The 23,797-nt window shown below is 41.9% G+C and carries 17 protein-coding genes; 11 read left to right on the top strand and 6 right to left on the bottom strand.

Annotated elements, in window-relative coordinates; all coding sequences use genetic code 11:
* Window positions 1-19: 19 nt before the first annotated feature.
* A complete protein-coding gene (locus tag IPM44_02010; protein ID QQS27329.1) occupies window positions 20-754 on the bottom strand; it encodes a hypothetical protein in 735 nt (244 codons plus the stop codon).
* A gap of 98 nt (window positions 755-852) precedes the next feature.
* Between IPM44_02010 and IPM44_02005 the strand changes: the two genes are divergently transcribed.
* Window positions 853-1,578: a PH domain-containing protein gene (locus IPM44_02005; GenBank protein ID QQS27328.1), complete on the top strand. Its 726-nt coding sequence runs from the start codon at window positions 853-855 to the stop codon at window positions 1,576-1,578.
* 428 nt (window positions 1,579-2,006) lie between these two features.
* Here IPM44_02005 and IPM44_02000 read toward each other — a convergent pair whose 3' ends face one another.
* Window positions 2,007-2,567 carry a hypothetical protein gene (locus IPM44_02000; protein QQS27327.1) on the bottom strand — a complete coding sequence of 187 codons (561 nt, stop codon included), beginning with the start codon at window positions 2,565-2,567 and terminating at the stop codon, window positions 2,007-2,009.
* Window positions 2,568-2,819: 252 nt separating this feature from the next.
* Between IPM44_02000 and IPM44_01995 the strand changes: the two genes are divergently transcribed.
* Window positions 2,820-3,137 (top strand): two pore domain potassium channel family protein, encoded by a 318-nt coding sequence (locus tag IPM44_01995; protein ID QQS27326.1) that lies wholly within the window; start codon window positions 2,820-2,822, stop codon window positions 3,135-3,137.
* Window positions 3,138-3,172: 35 nt separating this feature from the next.
* On the opposite strand, the gene IPM44_01990 is transcribed toward IPM44_01995, so the two are convergent.
* Window positions 3,173-3,430 (bottom strand): SHOCT domain-containing protein, encoded by a 258-nt coding sequence (locus IPM44_01990; GenBank protein QQS27325.1) that lies wholly within the window; start codon window positions 3,428-3,430, stop codon window positions 3,173-3,175.
* A complete protein-coding gene (locus IPM44_01985; protein QQS27324.1) occupies window positions 3,430-3,837 on the bottom strand; it encodes a DUF1269 domain-containing protein in 408 nt (135 codons plus the stop codon). Before IPM44_01985 ends, IPM44_01990 begins: the two co-directional genes overlap by 1 nt.
* A 122-nt stretch (window positions 3,838-3,959) precedes the next feature.
* On the opposite strand from IPM44_01985, the gene IPM44_01980 reads away from it, so the two are divergent.
* The 9 genes from IPM44_01980 to IPM44_01940 all read left to right on the top strand — a co-directional run bounded on the left by IPM44_01980 (window position 3,960) and on the right by IPM44_01940 (window position 23,055).
* Window positions 3,960-4,355, top strand: a complete 396-nt coding sequence (locus IPM44_01980) for a YggT family protein (protein ID QQS27323.1) — start codon at window positions 3,960-3,962, stop codon at window positions 4,353-4,355.
* Window positions 4,356-4,413: 58 nt separating this feature from the next.
* Window positions 4,414-4,941, top strand: coding sequence for a hypothetical protein (locus IPM44_01975; protein QQS27322.1), 528 nt, complete (start codon window positions 4,414-4,416; stop codon window positions 4,939-4,941).
* Between the two features lie 261 nt (window positions 4,942-5,202).
* Window positions 5,203-12,540 carry a BspA family leucine-rich repeat surface protein gene (locus tag IPM44_01970; protein ID QQS27321.1) on the top strand — a complete coding sequence of 2,446 codons (7,338 nt, stop codon included), beginning with the start codon at window positions 5,203-5,205 and terminating at the stop codon, window positions 12,538-12,540.
* 32 nt (window positions 12,541-12,572) lie between these two features.
* On the top strand, window positions 12,573-12,866 hold the full coding sequence (locus IPM44_01965) for an ATP-binding protein (protein QQS27320.1): 294 nt from the start codon (window positions 12,573-12,575) through the stop codon (window positions 12,864-12,866).
* A 72-nt stretch (window positions 12,867-12,938) separates the two neighbouring features.
* Complete coding sequence (locus IPM44_01960; GenBank protein ID QQS27319.1) at window positions 12,939-13,859, top strand: sulfotransferase domain-containing protein; 921 nt, start codon at window positions 12,939-12,941, stop codon at window positions 13,857-13,859.
* A 35-nt stretch (window positions 13,860-13,894) separates the two neighbouring features.
* A complete protein-coding gene (locus IPM44_01955; protein ID QQS27318.1) occupies window positions 13,895-15,235 on the top strand; it encodes a hypothetical protein in 1,341 nt (446 codons plus the stop codon).
* 269 nt (window positions 15,236-15,504) lie between these two features.
* Window positions 15,505-20,490 (top strand): BspA family leucine-rich repeat surface protein, encoded by a 4,986-nt coding sequence (locus IPM44_01950; GenBank protein ID QQS27317.1) that lies wholly within the window; start codon window positions 15,505-15,507, stop codon window positions 20,488-20,490.
* Window positions 20,453-21,112, top strand: coding sequence for a DUF285 domain-containing protein (locus tag IPM44_01945; GenBank protein QQS27316.1), 660 nt, complete (start codon window positions 20,453-20,455; stop codon window positions 21,110-21,112). Before IPM44_01950 ends, IPM44_01945 begins: the two co-directional genes overlap by 38 nt.
* A gap of 158 nt (window positions 21,113-21,270) precedes the next feature.
* A complete protein-coding gene (locus IPM44_01940) occupies window positions 21,271-23,055 on the top strand; it encodes a fibronectin type III domain-containing protein (protein ID QQS27315.1) in 1,785 nt (594 codons plus the stop codon).
* A 216-nt stretch (window positions 23,056-23,271) separates the two neighbouring features.
* Here IPM44_01940 and IPM44_01935 read toward each other — a convergent pair whose 3' ends face one another.
* Entirely contained in the window at window positions 23,272-23,463 is a 192-nt protein-coding gene (locus tag IPM44_01935) for a hypothetical protein (GenBank protein QQS27314.1), read from the bottom strand.
* Window positions 23,464-23,508: 45 nt separating this feature from the next.
* Window positions 23,509-23,721 (bottom strand): hypothetical protein, encoded by a 213-nt coding sequence (locus IPM44_01930; GenBank protein QQS27313.1) that lies wholly within the window; start codon window positions 23,719-23,721, stop codon window positions 23,509-23,511.
* Window positions 23,722-23,797 lie beyond the last annotated feature (76 nt).

Here is a 23,797-nt window from a genome sequence, read left to right as displayed (position 1 = left end):
TATAAATTATTCTTGTAGGTCACGGCTTATCATCAGCTTCGTTTCCGCCCATGTCAAAATCAATTGGTGGCTTACGGAAAACCTGGCGCGGTAAAGGCCCATTTGCTGGCCCTATTACACCTGCTTCCTCTAAGTTGTCTAGTAAGCGTGCGGCACGCGCATAGCCAATATGAAATTGACGTTGAAGTTGCGCTGCACTCGCGGAGCCAGTTTGGATAACATATTTTTCAACTTCAGGATATATTGCATCACTGTCGGCATGAAAGACCATCTGGTTCAAGCCTTCACTATCCAATAACTGTACCGATGAAGTAAACGGATGATACCAATTCTTACCCCGAGCACGAACGTCTTCTTCGGTCAGCGCTTGGTACATAGGTTTTTGTTCAACAATCCCTACTGCAGCCATGGTTTTAAGTAGCTGGCCAGCCTGTTTTTTGGTAATAAAAAGAGCTTTTGCCATTAATGTTGCATCCGTACTGCCAAAATCACGTACGTAGCGAGTTGCCGCCCCTAAGAGCTGATGTATTTCAGCATTAGCTTCATTGGCATTGCTGGCTTTTGAAATGCAGGATTTAAATGTCCCGGGTGTATTTGTTTCATTAATTAGGCCGGCAGACTCCATGTTTAGTAGAATTTTCATAGCTGAGTATGGTGAGATATTAAACTCTTGAGCAAACTCTTCTACGCTGAATTTTTGTTGCCAGACCACAAATTGTTCACCTCGGTAGTAAGAAAAATTTTCCTTGGACATACCTACATTGTAATACCTATCTCAAGCTATTTTCTAGTCCACCCCTCACCCCACTTATGCTTGGTGACTAAAGCTAAAAGTTGTACTGTAATAAGAATATGGCAAAAAAGCGTAAAAATTCTTCAACCAGTAAAGAAACCACTATCAAGCTCTCACGCTGGGCCTTTTTATACTTCTTTGGTTATCACTGGTGGTCGACTTTTAAAAAGTTTATATTATGGGTTCTAATTATTATGGTGGGAGCTACAGCCATTGGTCTAATTCGCTCAGCCAAAATTTTTGGGATGGCCGACCAAGATATTGGGCGAGCATTTTTATCGCCCCTGCCACGCGTTATGGCTGTATTTTTAGTAGCGATAAGTCTATATTCTCTACTGCGCGCAATTATTTCAGCTTTTACAACCAACTACACTTTTACTCCAAAAGGTGTAGTTATCCAGGCTGGCTGGCCGACTCGTCGTACAACCATCGTAGATTATGGCCATATTCAAAAAATGACAATTGTTTCTAACCCATTTGATCGTTTTCTCAAATCAAGCTATGTGCAACTTGACTTAATTGGTGGCGCACAGGGTGTACTATTGGAGGCGGTTGATTCAAAAGTTGCCGAAGATATTCAGGAAAAACTTTCAGCACCGAGTAATTATCTTATTACAGCAACCAGTTCAGCCTTAACGGGCTTAGATCTATCTAAAAAAAATAGTCCAAAATCAACTAATGACAGCCTAAGCAAGAAAACTACCAAGTCGGCCAATAAAAAACCATCTTTAAGTAAGGCTACACCTAAGAGACCGCACACACGTAAAAAAACTGTAAAAAAATAGCCTTCACATATTGCGTGAAAGCTATGGTTTAATTACCCAGATGACTGGGTGAAAAGGCCTCAGATTAGGGTAAAGGTCAGGATGCGGTGACGGGTTGATCGGTGAGATGCCAACGATAGCTATCACCACACGCTACGCGCACGATCTGCCCAGATGCCTGGAGCGACTGGATGGCACTAGTATAAACCCGGCGCGGGAAGCGCATGGTCTGCAGGCGACCAATCAAAGTTGCGTTATGACATCCGTTCTCTTCGCATGATCCCAGGATCTCCAGGATTCGACTACGCACCTGAGCCTTTTGACGTTCTGATGACAAGGTTCCTCCATGGGGTTTGGACGTGAGAAGTATTTTAATATAATTTTTTAATTAACACAATAGTAAAAACCCCACTCTTAATGGGGTTTGCTTTTTTAGTAATACTAGAACTTTATAGGTGATTATCGCCAGCCACCTGCTTGTGAATACGCTTAAGTCTAGCTTGGCCATCTTGTGTGACGCTATAAACTGGGGTATCAACCTTGGGCTGAATAATCTCCACCCTGCCCGTCATCGAGAGGTATCGTAGTGTAAGTACGAAAGATGCGTAACTATAGCGTGATGGTCGTCTAACAAAGGCCACCTGCTTAAATAGCTCATCTTTCGTAGATGATCCACAGGTCTGAAGCACCGTGAGCATGGTGTCGCTACGAGATAGTGCTTTAGTCGAAATACTCAGATCCAATAGCTCATCAAACAGGTAGCTACCATAATGGTTAATCGATATGACAGCCATTGATTCGGCTTGCTCCGGCAAAAAAGCGCGTGCCCGAAAGTTCAAGATTCCAATATCAATCAGGTCACTAATGGCTAGATATGTTTCTTCTATCCCTCTCCCAGACTCATCTGCAACACCCCAACAAATCTGACACATTGGAGTTGCTTTCTGTAGGGTTAGCCCATTTACTATCTGTTTATGTAGTAAATGTGTGCGGTGAACTGCAGACATCATTCTCCTATTGGGTAAGGTGCAAAACGGTTTAGTATCGTACCACACATATAGTCAACTTACAATAAAGGCCTCAGTAGTTCTGGTGGGCTGTACCACTACGCAGTCATTGCTGGCGTGCATCGCATGCGCGCGCTGAAGGTGACTATTTTGTGTTTTGCGCTTACTTCAAGGTGTGCTCGTTATTTATAAAATATGAAGCTATAGTTGTCAATTTTTACACAATAGTATAAGTGGCATACAATATTACATATCATGAATGAAGCACTGCGTACCGCCAAGCGTTTTAGATGGGTTGCTTTTATAGCCGTCTTTGTATTGAGTATTGGTACGGTTTTTTATCACTATACCGAAAGTTTAACCTGGCTTGATGCCTTATATTTTTCCACCATCACCCTTACTACGATTGGTTATGGTGATATTGTTCCAAAGACTGAAATTGGCAAATTATTCACAATCTTCTATGTACTTTTTGGTGTCGGTATCATTGCCGCCACGCTCAATGTCTTAGTAAAAGGGGCAGCAACTCACCGCATCGAACGCTATCAGGCTCGCCAAAATAATAAAAAATAGGCACCCCTACATGGAGTGCCTATTTTTTATTTAACCTATAAACCTAGAAGTTGCCTTTTCTTAGCTGCAAATTCTTCTTCAGTAATGATCCCATCCGCCTTCAGTTGGCCGAGTTTTTCAAGCTCAACATACGGATCATCACCCTGGGATACAGGGGTCTCTTGGGCAGGTGCTTGTAGTTCCTCTTCACTTGCCCATTTATTAGCCTGTCTTCGGCTCACTCGGTTTGAAACTGCTGTGGCAGTTCCGGCAACAACTGCTGTTCTGGCCATACCTCGCAATAATCCCGGCATTAGTTTGCTCCTTTCTCAATTACTTCTGTATATGCATCTGGATGAATACGTCCCTCAGCTAGCAGCACTCCATCGGCATCTAAAATAGCCTTCTTTAATCCCTTTGCCCACAGATGTTCAATAATTAGCAGTCCAGCCGAACAGTTATCATCCAGCACATCTGCAATTTCTGCGATGTCATCTTCGTTAATCAGTTCTTCTCGATTAGCCGGCAGAATATTTTCTAACCCCTCAACATCAACCAATTCTACCTTTGCCACACTCCCATTTTCAGCCTTAGCAATAACAGCTAAGTCAAGCACAGATATTACACCCTGCTCAACTGAAGCTGCTAGCTCAGCTAATATGTCACCTTTAAACCTGTTACCAGTAAAGCCAATAACAATATAGTCGATCGGACCTCTCATCTTTAACTCCTTTACTTACATATATATTATACTACCTCCCCCAACTAATACGACTAATAAAAATTCGAATTTGCGAGTATACTTAGACTTAAGAAATTATATAGAAAGGAATAAGTTTTAATATGAGCGATAAGAAAAACCCCCAGTCAACCTTACAGACAGTTACTTTTGGTCGAGCTGTAGCCTATTTTGCCAACGGCTTTCTATATTTTGCAAACGCACTGCTGTTATTTAGAGTATTCTTCTTACTATTCTCGGCCAACCCTAGTACTCCATTTGTGCAATGGGTTTACAATGTAACAACTGACCTAATGGCGCCGTTCCGCGGTATCTTCCCCACCAAGCCAGTTGGTGAAACCGGCTATCTTGATATCTCAGCTATTTTTGCGATTATTTTCTACTTAGTTCTAAGTGCTGCAATCACAAACTTAATGCACTATCTAGATAATAAAAAGCATAAATTAGAAGAAGAGCTAGCCGAATATAACGCCTCAACAGAACGCTCTGTTAACCGGTAGTGAAGTGCGTTAATTTCCACTATACTTAAAGAGCATAAGCAATTAATTTGTTGTAAGTATGAAACAACATAAACGATATCAGCAACATGGACTGAGGCTATTGCCTGGAATTATTATTGCAATAGCTATACTTGCGGTAATTTCACTACTATATGGATTTTATTTGGGCTTCAGTCGCCCAGTAGCTTCAGACAAGCCCTTCGTTCTGGCGATAACGGGATCCTCGTTATCGGTGCAAGACCCAGCCATGCGCGGGCTGAGTTATAAAGTTGAACCAATTAACTTACCGTCTGGGGTATCCAAACGCTATCTTATTCGAGATAATAATGAATCTTATTTTAATCGCTGTGAGTATCCGGTGGCAATCTGGCCTGTCGATACAGCTATCGCTGAGGCAGTCATAAAAGGATCTGATATGACACTCAAAGAGCAGCATAGGCAAATTCATAATCAGTGGTATCGAGTCTGGCTTGGTACATATTGGCAGAGCGAGTGTGCTGGCGCCACCGATGAGGACGATAAATATATAGAAGACTTGCAAAAATATGTACTTGAGAATATAAGCGAATACACAACCAACCAATAAACATCTCTCCCTAACAAACATCCCCCCTTCCCCTTCCCCTTCCCTCATCAAACAACTATAATTTAAGGATAAGCATTTAGGTATTTTAAGAATGTTGTTGAGGGTGATGGAGAGATATAAACTAAATATAATTACAGCCTTTTGCCAGAGGGGCAGATGTCTTAGGTTAAACCTTAAGTATTCTAGCTATGGCTGGTGTGGCTTAAGTGTCTCTTCTGGTGATGACTCATTAATCTGTGGGAGGCCCCAAGCTTGGATCCTATGAGCAATAAGAAGTCTGTTACTGATGCTGTAAATAAGGCTGAGCACCGGCGTCGTTCTAAGAAGAAGTTAAAACAACGGCTTAATATTACTTCAGGTCAAAGACTCTTCATCTTCTTATCGGCTATTGCAATTACCTTAATTAGCTTTCTATATGCCGGTTTATATAATGACCGTCATGACAGTAAGGCAGCTCCGGGTAGCTTAACTGTATCAATAAATCAAAAAACTGGTACCCCTGATGCTAACCCTTCCTATACTTCTGTCTTTACCGTGCAGTTTAATGAAGCTATTGATGAGGCTACCTTTACTAACCCAGACATAACTCTAGGTGGTACTGCACCAGGACAACAAATCCAATCAATTACCGAAGCCGGAACCTTCAACAAAACAACCTATGAAGTACGTATCCAAGCTACCAGTGCAGGAACCATCATCCCAACCATAGCCCAAGAACTAATCTCAGCCCAGAACATAGCTAGTGGCACTAACCAAGCATCAACTTCAACTGACAACTCGGTTACTTACAACGGCGATTGGGCGCCTGGGGAGTTTATAATTAGGGTTAAGACAGATAACCCAGGTTCAAACGGTAATAATCAGTTTACAATAGGAGTTACAGCTTCACCCTATAACTACACCGTTGACTGTAATAATGACGGTACTCCAGAAGCCACAAATCAAACCAGCAACTATACCTGCAATTACGGAGTACCAGGCCAATATGAAATAAGTATTACAGGTTTATTCCCAAGCTTTCACGCATACACTGCAGTCGGACAGAGAAAGGTTCTTGATGTATTACAATGGGGAACGAACCAGTGGAAATCTATGGGCCAGTCATTTGAATATCAGGGTGATGTTCCGGGTGTATTCCAGATATCAGCACTTGATGCTCCCGACTTAAGTCAAGTAACCGATATGTCATCTATGTTCACTGGTGCGGGTGTTGCGAACAGTTTCAATAGTAATATAAACCACTGGGATGTCAGTAATGTAACTAATATAAGTGGCATGTTCCACAATGCAAAATCATTCAACCAACCCCTAAATAATTGGGACGTAAGCAATGTGATATATATGCACATGTTATTTTATGGTGCGCAGTCGTTTAATCAATCCATTAACAATTGGGATACAGGTAACGTTATTAATATGAGGGAAATGTTTAATAACACTACCTTTAATCAATCTATTGATAATTGGAACGTCAGTAACGTAACTAATATGTCAAATATGTTTAATTATGCTACATCTTTCAATCAATCGCTAAATGACTGGAATGTTAGTAGTGTTACTAATATGTCGGGTATGTTTAATTATGCTACATCTTTCAATCAATCGTTAAATAACTGGAATGTTAGTAACGTAACTAATATGTCAAATATGTTTTCCGGTGGATCAGGGCTTTCAACAAGTAATTATGACACAACGCTAACCGCATGGAGTCAGCAAGCTTTAAATAACGGAATTACATTTAACGGAGGCACCAGCAAATACTGTGTCTCTACTACTGAGCGCCAGAATATTATAACCAATCATTCATGGACAATTAGTGATGGCGGGCAGGATTGTGCCTCTACTCGCGCACCGCAAGTTGATACAAATTCGGCAACAAATATTACAGATGTATCCGCTACCCTAAACGGTGTTACTTCGCCAGATGCAATTACAGCTCGTGGATTTCAATATGGTACAACTAACAGCTATGGCTCAACAGCCACCGACAGTAGTGCCACAATTACCACTCATGGCTCTAGCGGAACTGGCGATGGTCAGTTTGGCTTTGCTTATGGTATTACTACAGACTCTAGTGGTAATGTCTACGTTGCAGATTCAGAGAGACACCGTATTCAAAAATTTGATGCTGACGGTAACTTTTTAATGAAGTTTGGCGTCAGTGGTAGTGGTGATGGACAATTAAGTGCTATAAACGACGTGGCAGTTGACAGCGCAGGCAGTATATACGTTGCAGACACACACAATCATCGAGTTCAGAAATTTAACCCTAGTGGGGTATATGTTTCTAAGTGGGGCTCTAGCGGAACGGGCGATGGACAGTTCAATGCTCTGACCAGTATTTACATAGATGATAGCGATAATATATTTATTGCCGACACGGATAATAATCGTATTCAAAAATTCGATTCTAATGGCAACTTCCTCATGAAATTTGGTTCAAATGGTAGTGGTAACGGTCAGTTCAGTCAACCACATGGTGTAACTGTAGATGGATCTGGCTATATATATGTATCCGATACATATAATAATCGCATTCAAAAATTTGATTCTACAGGTGCATACGTTACTAAGTGGGGTAGCGGTGGTAGCGGTAACGGACAATTCAATCATCCTAGCAATGCAGCGATTGACAAAGACGGCAATGTCTATGTTATGGATTTCTTTAATCACCGTGTCCAAAAGTTTAGCAGTAATGGTTTTTACATATCGCAGTTCGGCAGTGGTGGCTCAGGGCTAACAGAATTTACATTCCCGCATGATCTTGCATTTAGTCCTAACGGTAATCTCTACATCCAAGACAACTTAGGTTATAGACTGAAGCGTTATGTTGGGACAATAACTGCTAATATAAGTGGGCTAACCTGTGGCACAACATATCATTACCGAGCATATGCTACCAACGGTTATGGCACTGGCTATGGCCAAGACCAAACTTTTACAACCAGTGCTTGTGCTCAACAACCTTTCATAATGCGCGTCAAAACTGATAACCCCGGTGCCAGTAACAATAACCAATACACCATTCCTGCTAATAACAACTATACATATAATTACGCCGTAGATTGCAATAACGATGGTACTCCAGAATACACCAACCAAACTGGCAATGTTACTTGCACATATGGTTCTGCCGGGGAGTACGACATTGCTATAACTGGCACTTTTCCACATATGTATCAACCTAGTAGTGGCGATCAAGAAAAGATTATAGACGTCAAACAATGGGGTGATATTGAATGGCAAGATATGACTGGAATGTTCTCTGGTGCTTCAAATATATCTGTGTTTACCGCTACAGATACCCCAAACTTAAGCCAGGTAACCAGTATGGATAACGTCTTTGCTAACGCGACAAACTTTGATACAAATATAAATAATTGGGATGTTAGTAACATTACCAGTATGCACCGGGTGTTTCAAGATGCCGATGCCTTCAATCAACCCCTCAATGACTGGGATGTTAGTAGTGTTGTTGATATGTTCGGCTTATTTTATGGAACAGACAGCTTTAACCAACCTTTAAATAACTGGGATGTTAGTAACGTTACAAATATGAGTCAATTGTTTATGGAAACTAGTGCCTTTAATCAACCTCTCAATAACTGGGACGTTAGCAATGTTGTTGATATGTCTTGGATGTTTGGATGGGAAATGGCCGAAAGCAGCGTACCATTCAACCAGCCCCTCAATAACTGGGACACAAGCAGTGTTGTAACAATGGAGAACATGTTTACCGGTGCTCAATATTTTAATCAAAATATAAATAATTGGGATACGAGTGTTGTGACTAATATGGAAGGTATGTTTGCCTTTGCTACATCTTTTAATCAACCACTCAACGGCTGGAATGTTAGCAATGTAACAGATATGAGCTTTATGTTATGGCGAACCAGTGCCTTCAATCAACCTCTCAATGACTGGGATGTTAGCAATGTAACAAATATGAGTTTAATGTTTGCAGTCAATACTAGTTTCAATCAACCCCTAAATAACTGGAACGTTAGCAATGTAACAGTCATGACGGGTATGTTTGCTAACACAACAAGCTTCGATCAATCGCTAGCTAACTGGAATGTTAGTAATGTAGCAAGTTTGCAAGGCATGTTTAGCGATTATATATTACTTGCTAAACAAGGCTTTGAACAGCAACTTGGTAAATCCTACGCTCAATGGACTCAAGCTGAAAAAGATAATTTTTGGTGGCAAATGTCTTGGTATATAGGCTACCCTGTCGATGAGTCCTATGTACCCAATCCATCCGGCCTCTCCACCCCCAACTACGACGCTACTTTAATTGCTTGGTCTGCTCAAAACCTAGAAAGCTCGGTCACATTTGACGCTGGCACTAGCAAATACTGTAATTCTGAAGCTCAACGCCAAAGTATCATCACTAACTTTAGCTGGACAATCAACGATAGTGGAGAAAGCTGCCCTCAAGATCCTTTCATAATGCGTGTCAAAACCGACAACCCCGGCATTAGCAACAATAACCAATACACCATTCCTACTAATGGCAACTACGCATATAACTACAACGTAGATTGCAATAACGATGGGACTCCAGAACACTCCAATCAAACCGGTAACGTAACTTGTACCTATGGTTCTGCCGGTGAATATGACATTGCCATAACTGGCACTTTCCCACACATGTATCAATCTAATGGCGATCAAGAAAAGATTATAGATGTCAAACAATGGGGCGATATTGCCTGGCAGGATATGAGTCAAATGTTCCGTGACGCTAAGAATATTACAACCTTTACTGCCACTGATACGCCAGACTTAAGTCAGGTAACAGGCATGGTTAGTATGTTTGAAGGGGCATCAAGTTTTAATTCTAATATTGAAAATTGGGATGTTAGTAATGTTACCGATGTATCAAATTTGTTCACGGAAGCAGGTTCATTCAACCAGCCCTTAAATAATTGGGATGTCAGCAATGTAACAGGCATGCAATATATGTTTACACAAAGCAGCGCCTTCAACCAGCCCTTAAATAGCTGGGATGTTGGCAATGTGACAGATATGAGATTTATGTTTGCACAAAGCAGCGCCTTCAATCAACCCCTAAATAATTGGAATGTCAGCAATTCAACAAATATGAAAGGTATGTTTGCAGGTGGTACTAGCTTCAATCAACCACTAAATAATTGGGATGTCAGCAATTCAACAAATATGGAAGGTATGTTTTTTGAAACCGATGCCTTCAACCAACCCTTAAATAATTGGGATGTCAGCAATGTAACAGGCATGCAATATATGTTTACACAAAGCAGCGCCTTCAACCAGCCCTTAAATAGCTGGGATGTTGGCAATGTGACAGATATGAGATTTATGTTTGCACAAAGCAGCGCCTTCAATCAACCCCTAAATAATTGGAATGTCAGCAATGTAACCAGGATGGACGGTATGTTTATGCAAAGTAGCGCCTTCAACCAGCCCTTAAATAGCTGGGATGTTGGCAATGTGACAGATATGGGAGGTATGTTTGCTTATACTAGATTCAATCAACCTCTAAATAACTGGAATGTTGGCAATGTGACAGATATGATCAGTATGTTTTTTAAAGCCGATACCTTCAACCAACCTTTAAATGACTGGAATGTTGGCAGCGTAACCAGTATGAATGGTATGTTTGCAGGTGCTACTGACTTCAACCAGCCCCTTAATAATTGGGATGTTAGCAGTGCAATAGAAATGCAAGGCATGTTTTCTAGCACAACGAGCTTTGACCAATCACTAGATAGTTGGAATATCAGTAATGTAGTAAGTATGCAGGGTATGTTTGGTGACATAGTACAAGCTTCTATTACTGATAATGAAATACAGCTAGGTAAGTCTTATAGCCAATGGACTCAACAAGAAAAGGATGATTTTTGGATTATGATGTCGTCAGTACTAGGATATCCCGTCGATGAATCTTATACGCCAAATCCATCTGGCCTCTCCACCCCCAACTACGATGCTACTCTCATTGCTTGGTCTGCTCAAAACCTAGAAAGCTCAGTTATTTTTGATGCTGGCACTAGCAAATACTGTAATGCTGAAGCTCAACGCCAAAGCATCATCACTAACAAAAGCTGGACAATAAATGATGCCGGTAAAGACTGCCCAGCTACAGCCCCCTCCGCCCCTCTCTCTCCCTCCATCACGGATGTAACCACTACATCCATGAAGCTCAACTGGCAACCACCAGCTGACGATGGTAATAGCCCCATCACCAGCTACCAAGTCCAGTACAAAGCCTCTTCTAGTAGTACCTGGATTAATGCTCCAACCCAAGGTCCATTACCAACTACCCATGTACTAACTAACCTAAACCCCAGCACTAGCTATGACTTTAGAGTGGCAGCCATTAATAGTGTAGGTACTAGCCCTTACACTAGCCCGGTGTCTGGCACTACCCTCACTCCATCCACCCCATCACCATCTCCAAGCGTTACACCAGACCCCACCCCATCACCAACCACTACTGTTACCCCAACCCCGGATCCCGAAGTTCCAACCACTGACACCAGAACCAACACGCCAGTTCCTGGTACACCAGTGTATAAGCCAAAGCCAAGTGTTACTCCAGCTCCCCAACGAGTGCAAGATGGTAGTGGTAGCTTCACCGAAAAACTTCGTGGCTACATCGGAGCCCTCGGTCCCAGTGCTAGTTATGCACCAGCTAGTTTACTCATTCTGTTAGTAGCGCTAGCTATCTTCTACCTCTACCAAACCTGGCGCGAACAGCAAGTGTATAATCACTTAGACAAACTCTTAAGACGCTACCGAGTTAGTAAGCAGTTGCGAGCAGACTTTGTTAACCTAAGCTCGCATTACCTCAATACACCATTGCAAATTATGCGAGGTAGCTTAGAGTTAGCTCAGACTGCCCTACCCCACATGGCCCATGAGATTAAAGTAATTGGTGCCTCATTAGAGATTATGAGTCATGATACCGCTAACTTGCTCCAAGCTAACCAAGACTCCACTGAAGCCAGTGCTGGCTTAGTTCAACTAGATAAACAAGATCTCCCCCACTTAATGCGACGAACTGGAGTTTGGTTGCCAGTAGTTAGTACAGTGGCACTAATGTTAATCTTTGAGATTGTTATTCTAGTAGTTGGCCGCATGGGCTTGAACCCTTACACTGTGGGAGTCTTCATCTGTCTAACTATCTTTGCTGGCTTAATGGTACTGTTTACCTACCGGGCTCGCTGGCGCTTACGTTCCTTAAACAAACAAGCTCAAGCTACTCTCAGCTTTGAACGTAATATTGACAGTCAACGAGTTAGCTTCATGGAGACTACTACTAAGGAATTAAATGACCAGATTGATGCTATGCGCTTGCCAGCTGAGAAGCTCTTAGCTACTGGTCAAGTTCCAACCTTCGCTAATGGCTATGCCATGCTTGGTCAGGTAGCCGCTAAGCTCAGTCAGATTACTACAGTTGGTCAAGTCTCAGCCGAAACTGCCCTCACCCCACTCAAGCCTTGGTTAGAGTCACACTTGCCGGTCATGACGGAGTATGTTGAAAGTCAGGGTATGAAGTTTAACTCTAAGATTGAACCAAATCTAGCTGTTAACCTTACTCCTGGGAGGCACTAGCCCAGATAGTTAGCTCACTGATTGGTAATGCGGTGAAGTTCTCTAAGGCCGGAGCTGAGATTGGCCTAACTATTGTGGCTCAGGGCGATATGATTCATCTTGCTGTTCAAGACACTGGTGTAGGTATTGCTAAAGACAAGCTTGCTCAACTCATGCAACCCTTTGCTAGAGGGACAGATGTCCTAGCCTATGACTATGAAGGGATTGGTTTGTCACTGTACTTAGATAGACTGATTGTAGAGCGAGTTGGTGGTGAACTTACCATGCGGTCAGTGGTTGGTAAGGGCACCACTGTTAGTTTGCTGCTGCCTCGGGCTGGGAAGTAGTGGGGAGGGGTAAATGTAATGTGCAAGTGCGGTATACTGTAAGTTAATATTTAAAGGAATAGATTAAACGCAATGATTGAAAATAAATTTCGCTCCATCCTATATTATGTAATGCAGAAATTTAGCCTGATCTTACCAGAGATGGAAGTGCGACCAATATTAATTAGCGGTACGCATCGTGGAGGCACCACTTTTGTTGGGACTATTCTGGCTCAAGCTAATGAACTGCGCTATGTTTATGAACCACTATCACCCTGGTTTGATGACCTCTCGCGTGACACCTATTGCCCAATTTGCGGACTCAACCTCAATACATGGTACCCCTATATATACGAGGGTAATGAAAAGCCATACCGCACACATTTTAAACATTTTAATAACTCTAAACGACTAATGGGCAAACAGCCCCTCTACAAAGATCCCTTAAGTCCATTTGCGGCTGAGTGGCTATATAAAGCATACGATACTCAAGTAATATTCCTTTTGCGTAACCCACTGGCACTGGTAGCCAGCTGTAAACAAGTTGATTGGGGTGTACCATTTGATCGTCTCGCCCACCAAAATGAGCTATTAAATACCTATTTACCTCAATATAAAAAAGAAGCTAAAGAGTTTGCAAAAGGCAATCATACAAAGCTCGAGGAAACAGCCCTACTTTATAATATGGTCTATGAAAAAGCTTATGAGTTGTCGCAGAAATATCCAGACTGGATTTTTATTAAGCATGAAGATATTAGTAGCAACCCCGAGCAAGAGTTTAAGCAACTTTTTAAGCGTTTGGGATTAGAATATTCCACCACGGTTAAAGCTAAAGTTGACGAACTGACCAATGCCAAAAATAAAGCCGAAGGTAAGGATACGAAAATTCACTCCATACACCGTAAATCAAAAGACTTAACCGAGCTATGGAAAAAGCGTTTAACAAAAACTGAGATAGACTACGTTACAAAGACCTGTAAAAGAGTGGCGGGCCTCCATGGCTATGATCTGTAAACACTATTGCTTGATGGTCGTAATATAATATAAGTATGAAAATTTCAGTTGGATGGAGACTACTCATCGCTACCGCACTAGGGGTATTCGGCCTAATCGTACTAACAGTCATCGATTTGGCATTCTCTAGTCCTGGTATATTTGCCATCACCCTAATTGCATTTGCATTGAGTTGCTATGCGGCATGGCTTATTTTTACCGGCACTAAAGCCCGACTTTTGACTGGATGGGCAGTTTTACTATTTAGCAGTGGTGTTCTTATCTATAGTATCTACTACTTTCATTTAGATAATAATAATTTTCTTTTACTGCGCATTATCGGTCTCGCCATAATATATGCCATACTTGTTGGAATTTTGCGACGCGAATACTGGCGCCAAAAACGTGAGCAAGCCATACTAGCCACTCAATCCGCTAAGTTTAGTAACGCTGTCCTTATTATTAATCCAAAATCTGGCGATGGACGGGCAATCAAGGCTGATATTCCACAACAAGCCAAAAAATTGGGTATTAAAGTGGTAGTTACCAAAAAATCTGACAACATTGAGCGGTTAGCCCAAGACGCAGTAGTAAGTGGAGCTGACGTACTTGGTGTCTCTGGAGGAGACGGCACCCTCGGGGCAGTTGCAAAAGTAGCCATCGAACATGATTTGCCGCTAGTGGTGTTGCCCGGCGGTACTCGCTGTCATTTTGCGCGAGATGCCGGCTTTAAGCCTGAAGAAATTAGTGATGCCCTTGTTAGCTTTCGTGGAGTTGAACGCAGGGTCGATGTTGGTTCGATTAATGGTCGGATATTCTTAAATAATGTTTCGTTTGGCTTATACGCTGATATAGTTGACAATCCTGAATATCGTGATAACAAAATCCGTACAACACGGGGGGTTTTACAGAATTTACTTAATGGTACTAAAAAATATTATCCGCTCGCTTTCGTGGATGCATCCAATAAAAAACATAGGTATACTACTCAAATCTTAGTTGGTGTTAATGAATATGAAACAGCTAACGTATTCGAGCTAGGTAGACGCAATCATCTAGATAAAGGCATCCTTCAAATTACTGCTATTACTAAATTAACCGACCAACTTATTCGACAGATGGTGGATGCCGTGATAATTAATAAATCATTTGCAGACAATAATATTGGTAGTGTATATCAATGGACTGCAAAAAATTTTAAAGTTAATTCTCCAGGCCAAAAGCTTGTAGTTGGCGTGGATGGTGAACGTGAAGAATATACGAATCCAGTTTTAATAGAAATTCTACCAAAAGCTCTACGCCTAATGGTGCCACCAGAAGGCCCCCGTCAAAGACAGAGTGGTATATTCTCACCGAAGTTACTTAAAAAACTATGGAAAGAACTATTCTCTAAATAGCATATAGGCTATATTTAGTATCCTGAAACTTTGTCGCACCATACAAATTTAAGTATGAGTAATATCCCCCCTTCCCCTTCCCCCATCTAACGACTATAATTTAAGGATAAGCACTTAGGTATTTTCAAAATGTTGTTATTGAGGGTGATGGAGAGATATAAACTAAATACAATGTTAGACCTTGAGCATTCCAGCTATGGCTGGTGTGGATTAAATGTCTCTTCTGGTGACGACTCATTAATCTGTGGGAGGCCCCAAGCTTGGATCCTATGAGCAATAAGAAGTCTGTTACTGATGCTGTAGATAAGGCTGAACACCGGCGTCGTTCTAAGAAGAAGTTAAAACAACGGCTTAATATTACTTCAGGTCAAAGACTCTTCATCTTCTTATCGGCTATTGCGATTACCTTAATTAGTTTTTTATACGCTGGACTATATAACGATAAGCATGGCGGTAAGGCAGCACCGGGTAGCTTAACTGTATCAATAGATCAAAAGACTGGTACCCCTGATGCTAACCCCTCCTATACTTCTGTCTTTACCGTACAATTCAATGAAGCTATTGATGAGTCTACTTTTACTAATACCGACATCACTCTAGCTGGTACAGCTCCTGGGCAAGCAATCCAATCTATTACTGAAGCTGGAACCTTCAACAAAACAACTTATGAAGTACGTATTCAAGCCACTGGAGCTGGTACAATCACCCCAACCATCGCTCAAGAAGTGATTACAGCTCAGAACATAGCTAGTGGCACTAACCAAGTTAGTACTTCAACCGACAATTCAGTTACTTACAATGGAGATTGGGCGCCGGGGGAGTTTGTGACTACTTGGAAGACGGATAATCCGGGCGTTAGTGGGCCAAACCAAATTACGATTCCAACTACTGGTGGTGGCTACAACTATAATGTTGACTGGGGTGATGGCAATACTAGTACTGGTCTAACAGGGAACTCTACACATACCTACGCTAGTACCGGTACGTACACAGTAAGTATTACAGGAACGTTTCCGAGAATTGCATTTAACAACGGTGGCGATAGGCAAAAAATACTCACTGTTGAGCAGTGGAGCACTAATGCATGGGCATCAATGGAATATGCATTTATGGGATGTGCAAATCTTTCAGTTGCTGCAATAGATGCTCCAGATTTCTCATTATTAACAAGCTTGGATACGATGTTTGCAAATAGCACAAACCTAAACTCAAACTTAAATCACTGGGATGTAAGTCATATTACCAGCATACATAGTGTTTTTAATGGAGCATCATCTTTTAATCAGCCATTAAATAGCTGGGATGTGAGCAATGTGACGGATATGAATAGTATGTTTTATGGTGCTAGCGCCTTTGATCAACCTCTAAACAATTGGGATGTAGGAAATGTTACTAGTATGTGGGCATCATTTTATAATGCTACATCATTTAATCAACCACTAGATAATTGGGATGTAGGAAATGTTACTAGTATGAGCGTTATGTTTAGTGGGGCCTCTTCATTCAACCAGCCGCTAAACAATTGGAATACGGGCAGTGTTACTAGTATAGGCGGTATTTTTACAGGAGCATCAGCATTTAATCAACCGCTAAACAATTGGAATACGGGCAATGTTACTTATATGGGTAATGCATTTAAGAATGCTACATCATTCAACCAACCGCTAAACAATTGGGATGTGAGTCATGTTACTAATACTGATTCAATGTTTAGTGGGGCATCTTCATTCAATCAACCGCTAAACAATTGGAATACGGGCAACATAACGTTTATGTATGGCATGTTCAAAAATACCAGCTCATTTAATCAATCACTTGCGGCTTGGGATGTTAGTAATGTAACCGGCACAACAGGTATGTATGACATGCTTAATTACACTGCCCTTTCTGTCGCCAACTATGACGCGACTCTTATTGGCTGGTCATCACAAAATCTAAAAAATGGAGTCCATCTTAATGCCTTCAGCAGAAAATACTGTACTTCAGCTGCAGAACGTCAAAGCATTATAACTAACCACTCATGGACAATTATTGATGGCGGGCAAGACTGTGCTTCTACTCGCGCACCTCAAGTTAGCACTAATTCGGCAACAAATATTACAGATGTATCCGCTACCCTAAACGGTGTTACCTCGCCAGATAGTATTACTGCCCGAGGATTTCAATATGGCACAACCAACAGCTATGGCTCAACAGCTACTGATAGTAGCTCAACAATAACTACATATGGTTCACAAGGTAGCGGTAATGGGCAATTTGGTTTTGCTTATGGTGTTGCTACAGACTCTAGTGGCAATGTGTATGTAGCTGATTCGGCAAATCACAGAATCCAAAAATTCGATGCCGACGGTAACTTTTTAATGAAGTTTGGCACATTTGGTAGCGGTAATGGGCAATTAAATGCCCCAGATGATGTATCTATTGATAGTTCCGGTAATATTTATGTAGCTGATTCACAAAATCACAGAATCCAGAAGTTTAATTCTAGTGGCACATACTTGTCGCAATTTGGTACAAATGGCGCAGGAGACGGGCAGTTTAGTACACCTGCTGGTATTACGTTTGACACCAGTGGCAATATATATGTAGCCGATCAAGATAATCATCGTATTCAGAAATTCGATGCCAACGGTAGCTTTTTAATGAAATTTGGCAGTAATGGTAACGGTAATGGGCAGTTTGCAAATCCTCATGGTGTCACCGTTGATTCTAGTGGATATATATATGTAGCTGATACCAACAATCACCGAATCCAAAAATTTAATTCTAGCGGAGTTTTCGTTACCAAGTGGGGTAGTTATGGTACCGGTGATGGGCAACTCAACCATCCAAGCAATGCAGCAATTGACAAAGACGGCAATGTCTATGTTATGGATTTCTTTAATCACCGTGTCCAAAAGTTTAGCAGTAATGGCTTTTACATATCGCAGTTCGGTAGTGGTGGCCCAGGGCTAACAGAATTTACATTCCCGCATGATCTTGCATTTAGTCCTAACGGTAATCTCTACATCCAAGACAACTTAGGTTATAGGCTGAAGCGTTATGTTGGGACAATAACTGCTAATATAAGTGGGCTTACTTGTGGCACAACATACCACTATCGTGCTTATGCTGCAAATAATAATGGTACTAGCTATGGCCAAGACCAGACCTTCGCAACCAGTGCCTGCCCTCAAGATCCTTTCATCATGAGAGTTAAAACCGACAACCCGGGCACTAGCAACAGCAATCAATATACTATACCCACCAACACAATTGATTATTCTTATAATTACAATGTAGATTGCAATAACGATGGGACTCCAGAATTCACCAACCAAACCGGTGACGTAACTTGTACCTACGGCTCAGCTGGAGAATACGACATTGCCATAACTGGTACCTTCCCGCATATGATACAGGCAGTTGGTGATCAAGAAAAAATAATTGACGTCAAGCAGTGGGGTGATATTGAATGGCAAAGCATGAGCGGTATGTTTATGGGTGCATCAGGTATAACAATATTTACAGCTAGCGATACGCCAGACCTTAGTGAAGTGGTGGATATGAGCAGAATGTTCGAACGTGCTACTTTATTTGATTCTGACGTTAATAACTGGGACGTAAGTAATGTGATGAGCATGGAACTAATGTTTACTTTTACGGACTCGTTTGATCAGCCATTGGATAACTGGGACGTAAGTAATGTAACAATAATGAGAGGTATGTTCCTAGATGCTCATGCGTTCAACCAGCCCATCAATAGTTGGGATACAAGTGCTGTCATAAACATGGATCTTATGTTTTATGATGAGTATATGAATAACCCGTCTCCATTTAACCAACCATTGGATAATTGGGACACCAGTAATGTAACAAGTATGGAACAGATGTTTACTAACGCTACCTCGTTCAATCAACCACTTAATAACTGGAACGTGAACAACGTAACTAATATGTTAGGTATATTTGCTCTTGCAACTTCATTCAATCAGCCACTGAATAATTGGGATGTTAGTAATGCGACTACTATGCAAGGTATGTTTGCCGGAGCTTCATCGTTTAATCAGAGTTTAAACAGCTGGGATACGAGCAATGTCACTGATATGCAAATTATGTTTGCTGGTGCATCTTCTTTTGATCAGTCTTTAGAAACCTGGGATTTATCGAACGTAACAGACATGAACAATATGTTTGGGGACTTTAACGGCTTTATGCCTGATAGCTCTGGTCTATCCACTCCCAACTATGACGCTACTCTCATTGCTTGGTCTGCTCAAAACCTAGAAAGCTCAGTTATTTTTGATGCTGGCACTAGCAAATACTGTAATGCTGAAGCTCAACGCCAAAGCATCATCACCAACTTTAGCTGGACAATCAACGATAGTGGAGAAAGCTGCCCTCAAGATCCTTTCATCATGCGAGTCAAAACCGATAACCCCGGCATTAGTAACAATAACCAATACACCATTCCTACTAATGGCAACTACACATATAACTACAACGTAGATTGTAATAACGATGGTACCCCAGAACACTCCAATCAAACCGGTAACGTAACTTGTACCTATGGTTCTGCCGGTGAATATGACATTGCCATAACTGGCACCTTCCCACACATGTATCAATCTAGTAATGGTGATCAAGAAAAGATTATAGACGTCAAACAATGGGGCGATATTGAGTGGCAAGATATGAGTAGCATGTTTTACAACGCTACGAATATAACAACTTTTACTGCCACTGATACGCCAGACTTAAGTCAGGTAACAGGCATGGTTAGTATGTTTGAAGGGGCATCAAGTTTTAATTCTAATATTGAAAATTGGGATGTTAGTAATGTTACCGATGTATCAAATTTGTTCACGGAAGCAGGTTCATTCAACCAGCCCTTAAATAATTGGGATGTCAGTAATGTTATAGATATGAGTGGTATGTTTGCAGGTGGTACTAGCTTCAATCAACCACTAAATAATTGGGATGTCAGCAATTCAACAAATATGGAAGGTATGTTTGCAGGTGGTACTAGCTTCAATCAACCACTAAATAATTGGGATGTCAGCAATTCAACAAATATGGAAGGTATGTTTGCAGGTGGTACTAGCTTCAATCAACCACTAAATAATTGGGATGTCAGCAATGTAACAGGCATGCAATATATGTTTACACAAAGCAGCGCCTTCAACCAGCCCTTAAATAGCTGGGATGTTGGCAATGTGACAGATATGAGATTTATGTTTGCACAAAGCAGCGCCTTCAATCAACCCCCTAAATAATTGGAATGTCAGCAATGTAACCAGGATGGACGGTATGTTTATGCAAAGTAGCGCCTTCAACCAGCCCTTAAATAGCTGGGATGTTGGCAATGTGACAGATATGGGAGGTATGTTTGCTTATACTAGATTCAACCAACCTTTAAATAACTGGAATGTTGGCAATGTGACAGATATGATCAGTATGTTTTTTAAAGCCGATACCTTCAACCAACCTTTAAATGACTGGAATGTTGGCAGCGTAACCAGTATGAATGGTATGTTTGCAGGTGCTACTGACTTCAACCAGCCCCTTAATAATTGGGATGTTAGCAGTGCAATAGAAATGCAAGGCATGTTTTCTAGCACAACGAGCTTTGACCAATCACTAGCTAACTGGAACGTAAGTAATGTAGCAAGCTTGCAGGGTATGTTTGGTGACACAGTGCAAGTTTTTATTACTTATAATGAAATACAGCTAGGTAAGTCTTATAGCCAATGGACTCAACAAGAAAAGGATGATTTTTGGATTATGATGTCGTCAGTACTAGGATATCCCGTCGATGAATCTTATACGCCAAATCCATCTGGCCTCTCCACCCCAACTACGATGCTACTCTCATTGCTTGGTCTGCTCAAAACCTAGAAAGCTCAGTTATTTTTGATGCTGGCACTAGCAAATACTGTAATGCTGAAGCTCAACGCCAAAGCATCATCACCAACTTTAGCTGGACAATCAACGATGCTGGAGAAGAATGCCCAGCTACAGCCCCCTCCGCCCCCCTCTCCCCCTCCATTACTGAAGTGACCACCAGTTCCATGAAGTTCAACTGGCAGCCACCAAGCTCAGATGGTGGTAGTGCTATCACTAGCTACCAAGTCCAATACAAGGCTAGTTCTTCTGGGACCTGGATTAACGCACCAGTTCAAGGCCCAAGCCCCACTTCTCATGTCCTAACCAATCTAAACCCCAGCACTAGCTATGACTTTAGAGTAGCAGCCATTAATAGTGTAGGTACAAGCCCCTACACAAGTCCTGTTTCAGCTACTACCCTCACTCCATCCACTCCATCTCCAAGCCCATCTCCAAGTGTCACACCAGACCCCACTCCAACTCCAACTCCAACCACAACCACCACACCAGACCCACCAGTTGTTGTCGATCCCGAAGTCCCAACCACCGACACCCGAACCAACACACCAGTTCCCGGTACACCAGTGTATAAACCAAAGCCAAGTGCCACTCCAGCCCCCCAGCAAGCCAGCATTAATAGTGGTAGCTTCACCGAAAAACTCCGTGGCTACATTGGAGCAGTTGGCCCCAGTGCTAGTTATGCCCCAGCTAGTTTACTCATTCTGTTAGTGGCTCTAGCTATCTTCTACCTCTACCAAACCTGGCGCGAACAGCAAGTGTATAACCAGCTAGATAAGCTCTTAAGGCGCTACCGAGTTAGTAAGCAGTTGCGAGCAGACTTTGTTAACTTAAGCTCGCACTACCTCAATACACCATTACAAATTATGCGAGGTAGCTTAGAGTTAGCTCAGACTGCTCTACCCCACATGGCCCATGAGATTAAAGTAATTGGTGCTTCATTAGAGATTATGAGTCATGATACCGCTAACTTACTCCAAGCTAACCAAGACTCCACTGAAGCTAGTGCTAGCTTAGTCCAACTAGATAAACAAGATCTCCCCCACTTAATGCGACGAACTGGAGTTTGGTTGCCAGTAGTTAGTACAGTGGCACTAATGTTAATCTTTGAGATTGTTATTCTAGTAGTTGGCCGCATGGGCTTGAACCCTTACACTGTGGGAGTCTTCATCTGTCTAACTATCTTTGCTGGCTTAATGGTACTGTTTACCTACCGGGCTCGCTGGCGCTTACGTTCCTTAAACAAACAAGCTCAAGCTACTCTCAGCTTTGAACGTAATATTGACAGTCAACGAGTTAGCTTCATGGAGACTACTACTAAGGAATTAAATGACCAGATTGATGCTATGCGCTTGCCAGCTGAGAAGCTCTTAGCTACTGGTCAAGTTCCAACCTTCGCTAATGGCTATGCCATGCTTGGTCAGGTAGCCGCTAAGCTCAGTCAGATTACTACAGTTGGTCAAGTCTCAGCCGAAACTGCCCTCACCCCACTCAAGCCTTGGTTAGAGTCACACTTGCCGGTCATGACGGAGTATGTTGAAAGTCAGGGTATGAAGTTTAACTCTAAGATTGAACCAAATCTAGCTGTTAACCTTACTCGGGAGGCACTAGCCCAGATAGTTAGCTCACTGATTGGTAATGCGGTGAAGTTCTCTAAGGCCGGAGCTGAGATTGGCCTAACTATTGTGGCTCAGGGCGATATGATTCATCTTGCTGTTCAAGACACTGGTGTAGGTATTGCTAAAGACAAGCTTGCTCAACTCATGCAACCCTTTGCTAGAGGGACAGATGTCCTAGCCTATGACTATGAAGGGATTGGTTTGTCACTGTACTTAGATAGACTGATTGTAGAGCGAGTTGGTGGTGAACTTACCATGCGGTCAGTGGTTGGTAAGGGCACCACTGTTAGTTTGCTGCTGCCTCGGGCTGGGAAGTAGTGGGGAGGGGTAAATGTAATGTGCAAGTGCGGTATACTGTAGGTTAATATTTAAAGGAATAGATTAAACGCAATGATTGAAAATGTAATTGCCATTCGCGCCTTTACCAACAAGGAATAAGAATTGTAAAGCTATCTCACTCTCTAATATTTCCACAAGGTTATAGTTACCAAGTAAATTTAGTAGATAATTATAACCACTCTTTTTCTTAAAGAGTCAGTTAATCTGCTCCACACTAGGCAACTCCATATAATATGGATCACTTGCTTCAATGACGTTTTCGGGCGCTTTTTCGGCATCAAGCACTTGGCAAGTCACATTATCAGCACCTACTTGCTTGTACATAAAATACGAATTGTAATCATCGCACATGACGAACTTGCCGTCATCCCGTTGATGCACTAGCATTCCAGGTGGTCTACCAGCTTGATACTTGTCTTTGAAGTATTTAACTTAATCTTCACTTATACTCGGTACATAATCAGAAAACGGAACGACGTTATCGATAGCTACAATTACAGTACGGCAGTAAATCTTCTTTGTATAAGCAAGCTTGAGTAGATCTATGAGGCGGTTATCCTTTGGCTCTGTATCGTCAGAAAACCCAGCGTTCTGAATATCAGAAATGTTTACCATCTTTTGGTCTTGCTTTGAGTTGTCATCCATGGCCTCATTATACATTCTTCATGGTTCTAGTCCCAGGTTTGAACAGATTAGGGCACCAACAAGGATTCAAACTAAA

The sequence above is a fragment of the bacterium genome (assembly GCA_016700035.1).
Lineage (GTDB): Bacteria > Patescibacteriota > Saccharimonadia > CAILAD01.
The sequence above is the reverse complement of the archived record's forward strand: the minus strand, read 5'-3'. Positions and strand labels throughout refer to the sequence as shown.

What these genes read in the sequence shown, in the direction of transcription:
- IPM44_02010 (QQS27329.1), bottom strand. Translation starts at nt 754, where the DNA reads ATGTCCAAGGAAAATTTTTCTTACTACCGAGGTGAACAATTTGTGGTC.
- IPM44_02005 (QQS27328.1), top strand. Translation starts at nt 853, where the DNA reads ATGGCAAAAAAGCGTAAAAATTCTTCAACCAGTAAAGAAACCACTATC.
- IPM44_02000 (QQS27327.1), bottom strand. Translation starts at nt 2,567, where the DNA reads ATGATGTCTGCAGTTCACCGCACACATTTACTACATAAACAGATAGTA.
- IPM44_01995 (QQS27326.1), top strand. Translation starts at nt 2,820, where the DNA reads ATGAATGAAGCACTGCGTACCGCCAAGCGTTTTAGATGGGTTGCTTTT.
- IPM44_01990 (QQS27325.1), bottom strand. Translation starts at nt 3,430, where the DNA reads ATGCCGGGATTATTGCGAGGTATGGCCAGAACAGCAGTTGTTGCCGGA.
- IPM44_01985 (QQS27324.1), bottom strand. Translation starts at nt 3,837, where the DNA reads ATGAGAGGTCCGATCGACTATATTGTTATTGGCTTTACTGGTAACAGG.
- IPM44_01980 (QQS27323.1), top strand. Translation starts at nt 3,960, where the DNA reads ATGAGCGATAAGAAAAACCCCCAGTCAACCTTACAGACAGTTACTTTT.
- IPM44_01975 (QQS27322.1), top strand. Translation starts at nt 4,414, where the DNA reads ATGAAACAACATAAACGATATCAGCAACATGGACTGAGGCTATTGCCT.
- IPM44_01970 (QQS27321.1), top strand. Translation starts at nt 5,203, where the DNA reads ATGAGCAATAAGAAGTCTGTTACTGATGCTGTAAATAAGGCTGAGCAC.
- IPM44_01960 (QQS27319.1), top strand. Translation starts at nt 12,939, where the DNA reads ATGATTGAAAATAAATTTCGCTCCATCCTATATTATGTAATGCAGAAA.
- IPM44_01955 (QQS27318.1), top strand. Translation starts at nt 13,895, where the DNA reads ATGAAAATTTCAGTTGGATGGAGACTACTCATCGCTACCGCACTAGGG.
- IPM44_01950 (QQS27317.1), top strand. Translation starts at nt 15,505, where the DNA reads ATGAGCAATAAGAAGTCTGTTACTGATGCTGTAGATAAGGCTGAACAC.
- IPM44_01935 (QQS27314.1), bottom strand. Translation starts at nt 23,463, where the DNA reads ATGCTAGTGCATCAACGGGATGACGGCAAGTTCGTCATGTGCGATGAT.
- IPM44_01930 (QQS27313.1), bottom strand. Translation starts at nt 23,721, where the DNA reads ATGGATGACAACTCAAAGCAAGACCAAAAGATGGTAAACATTTCTGAT.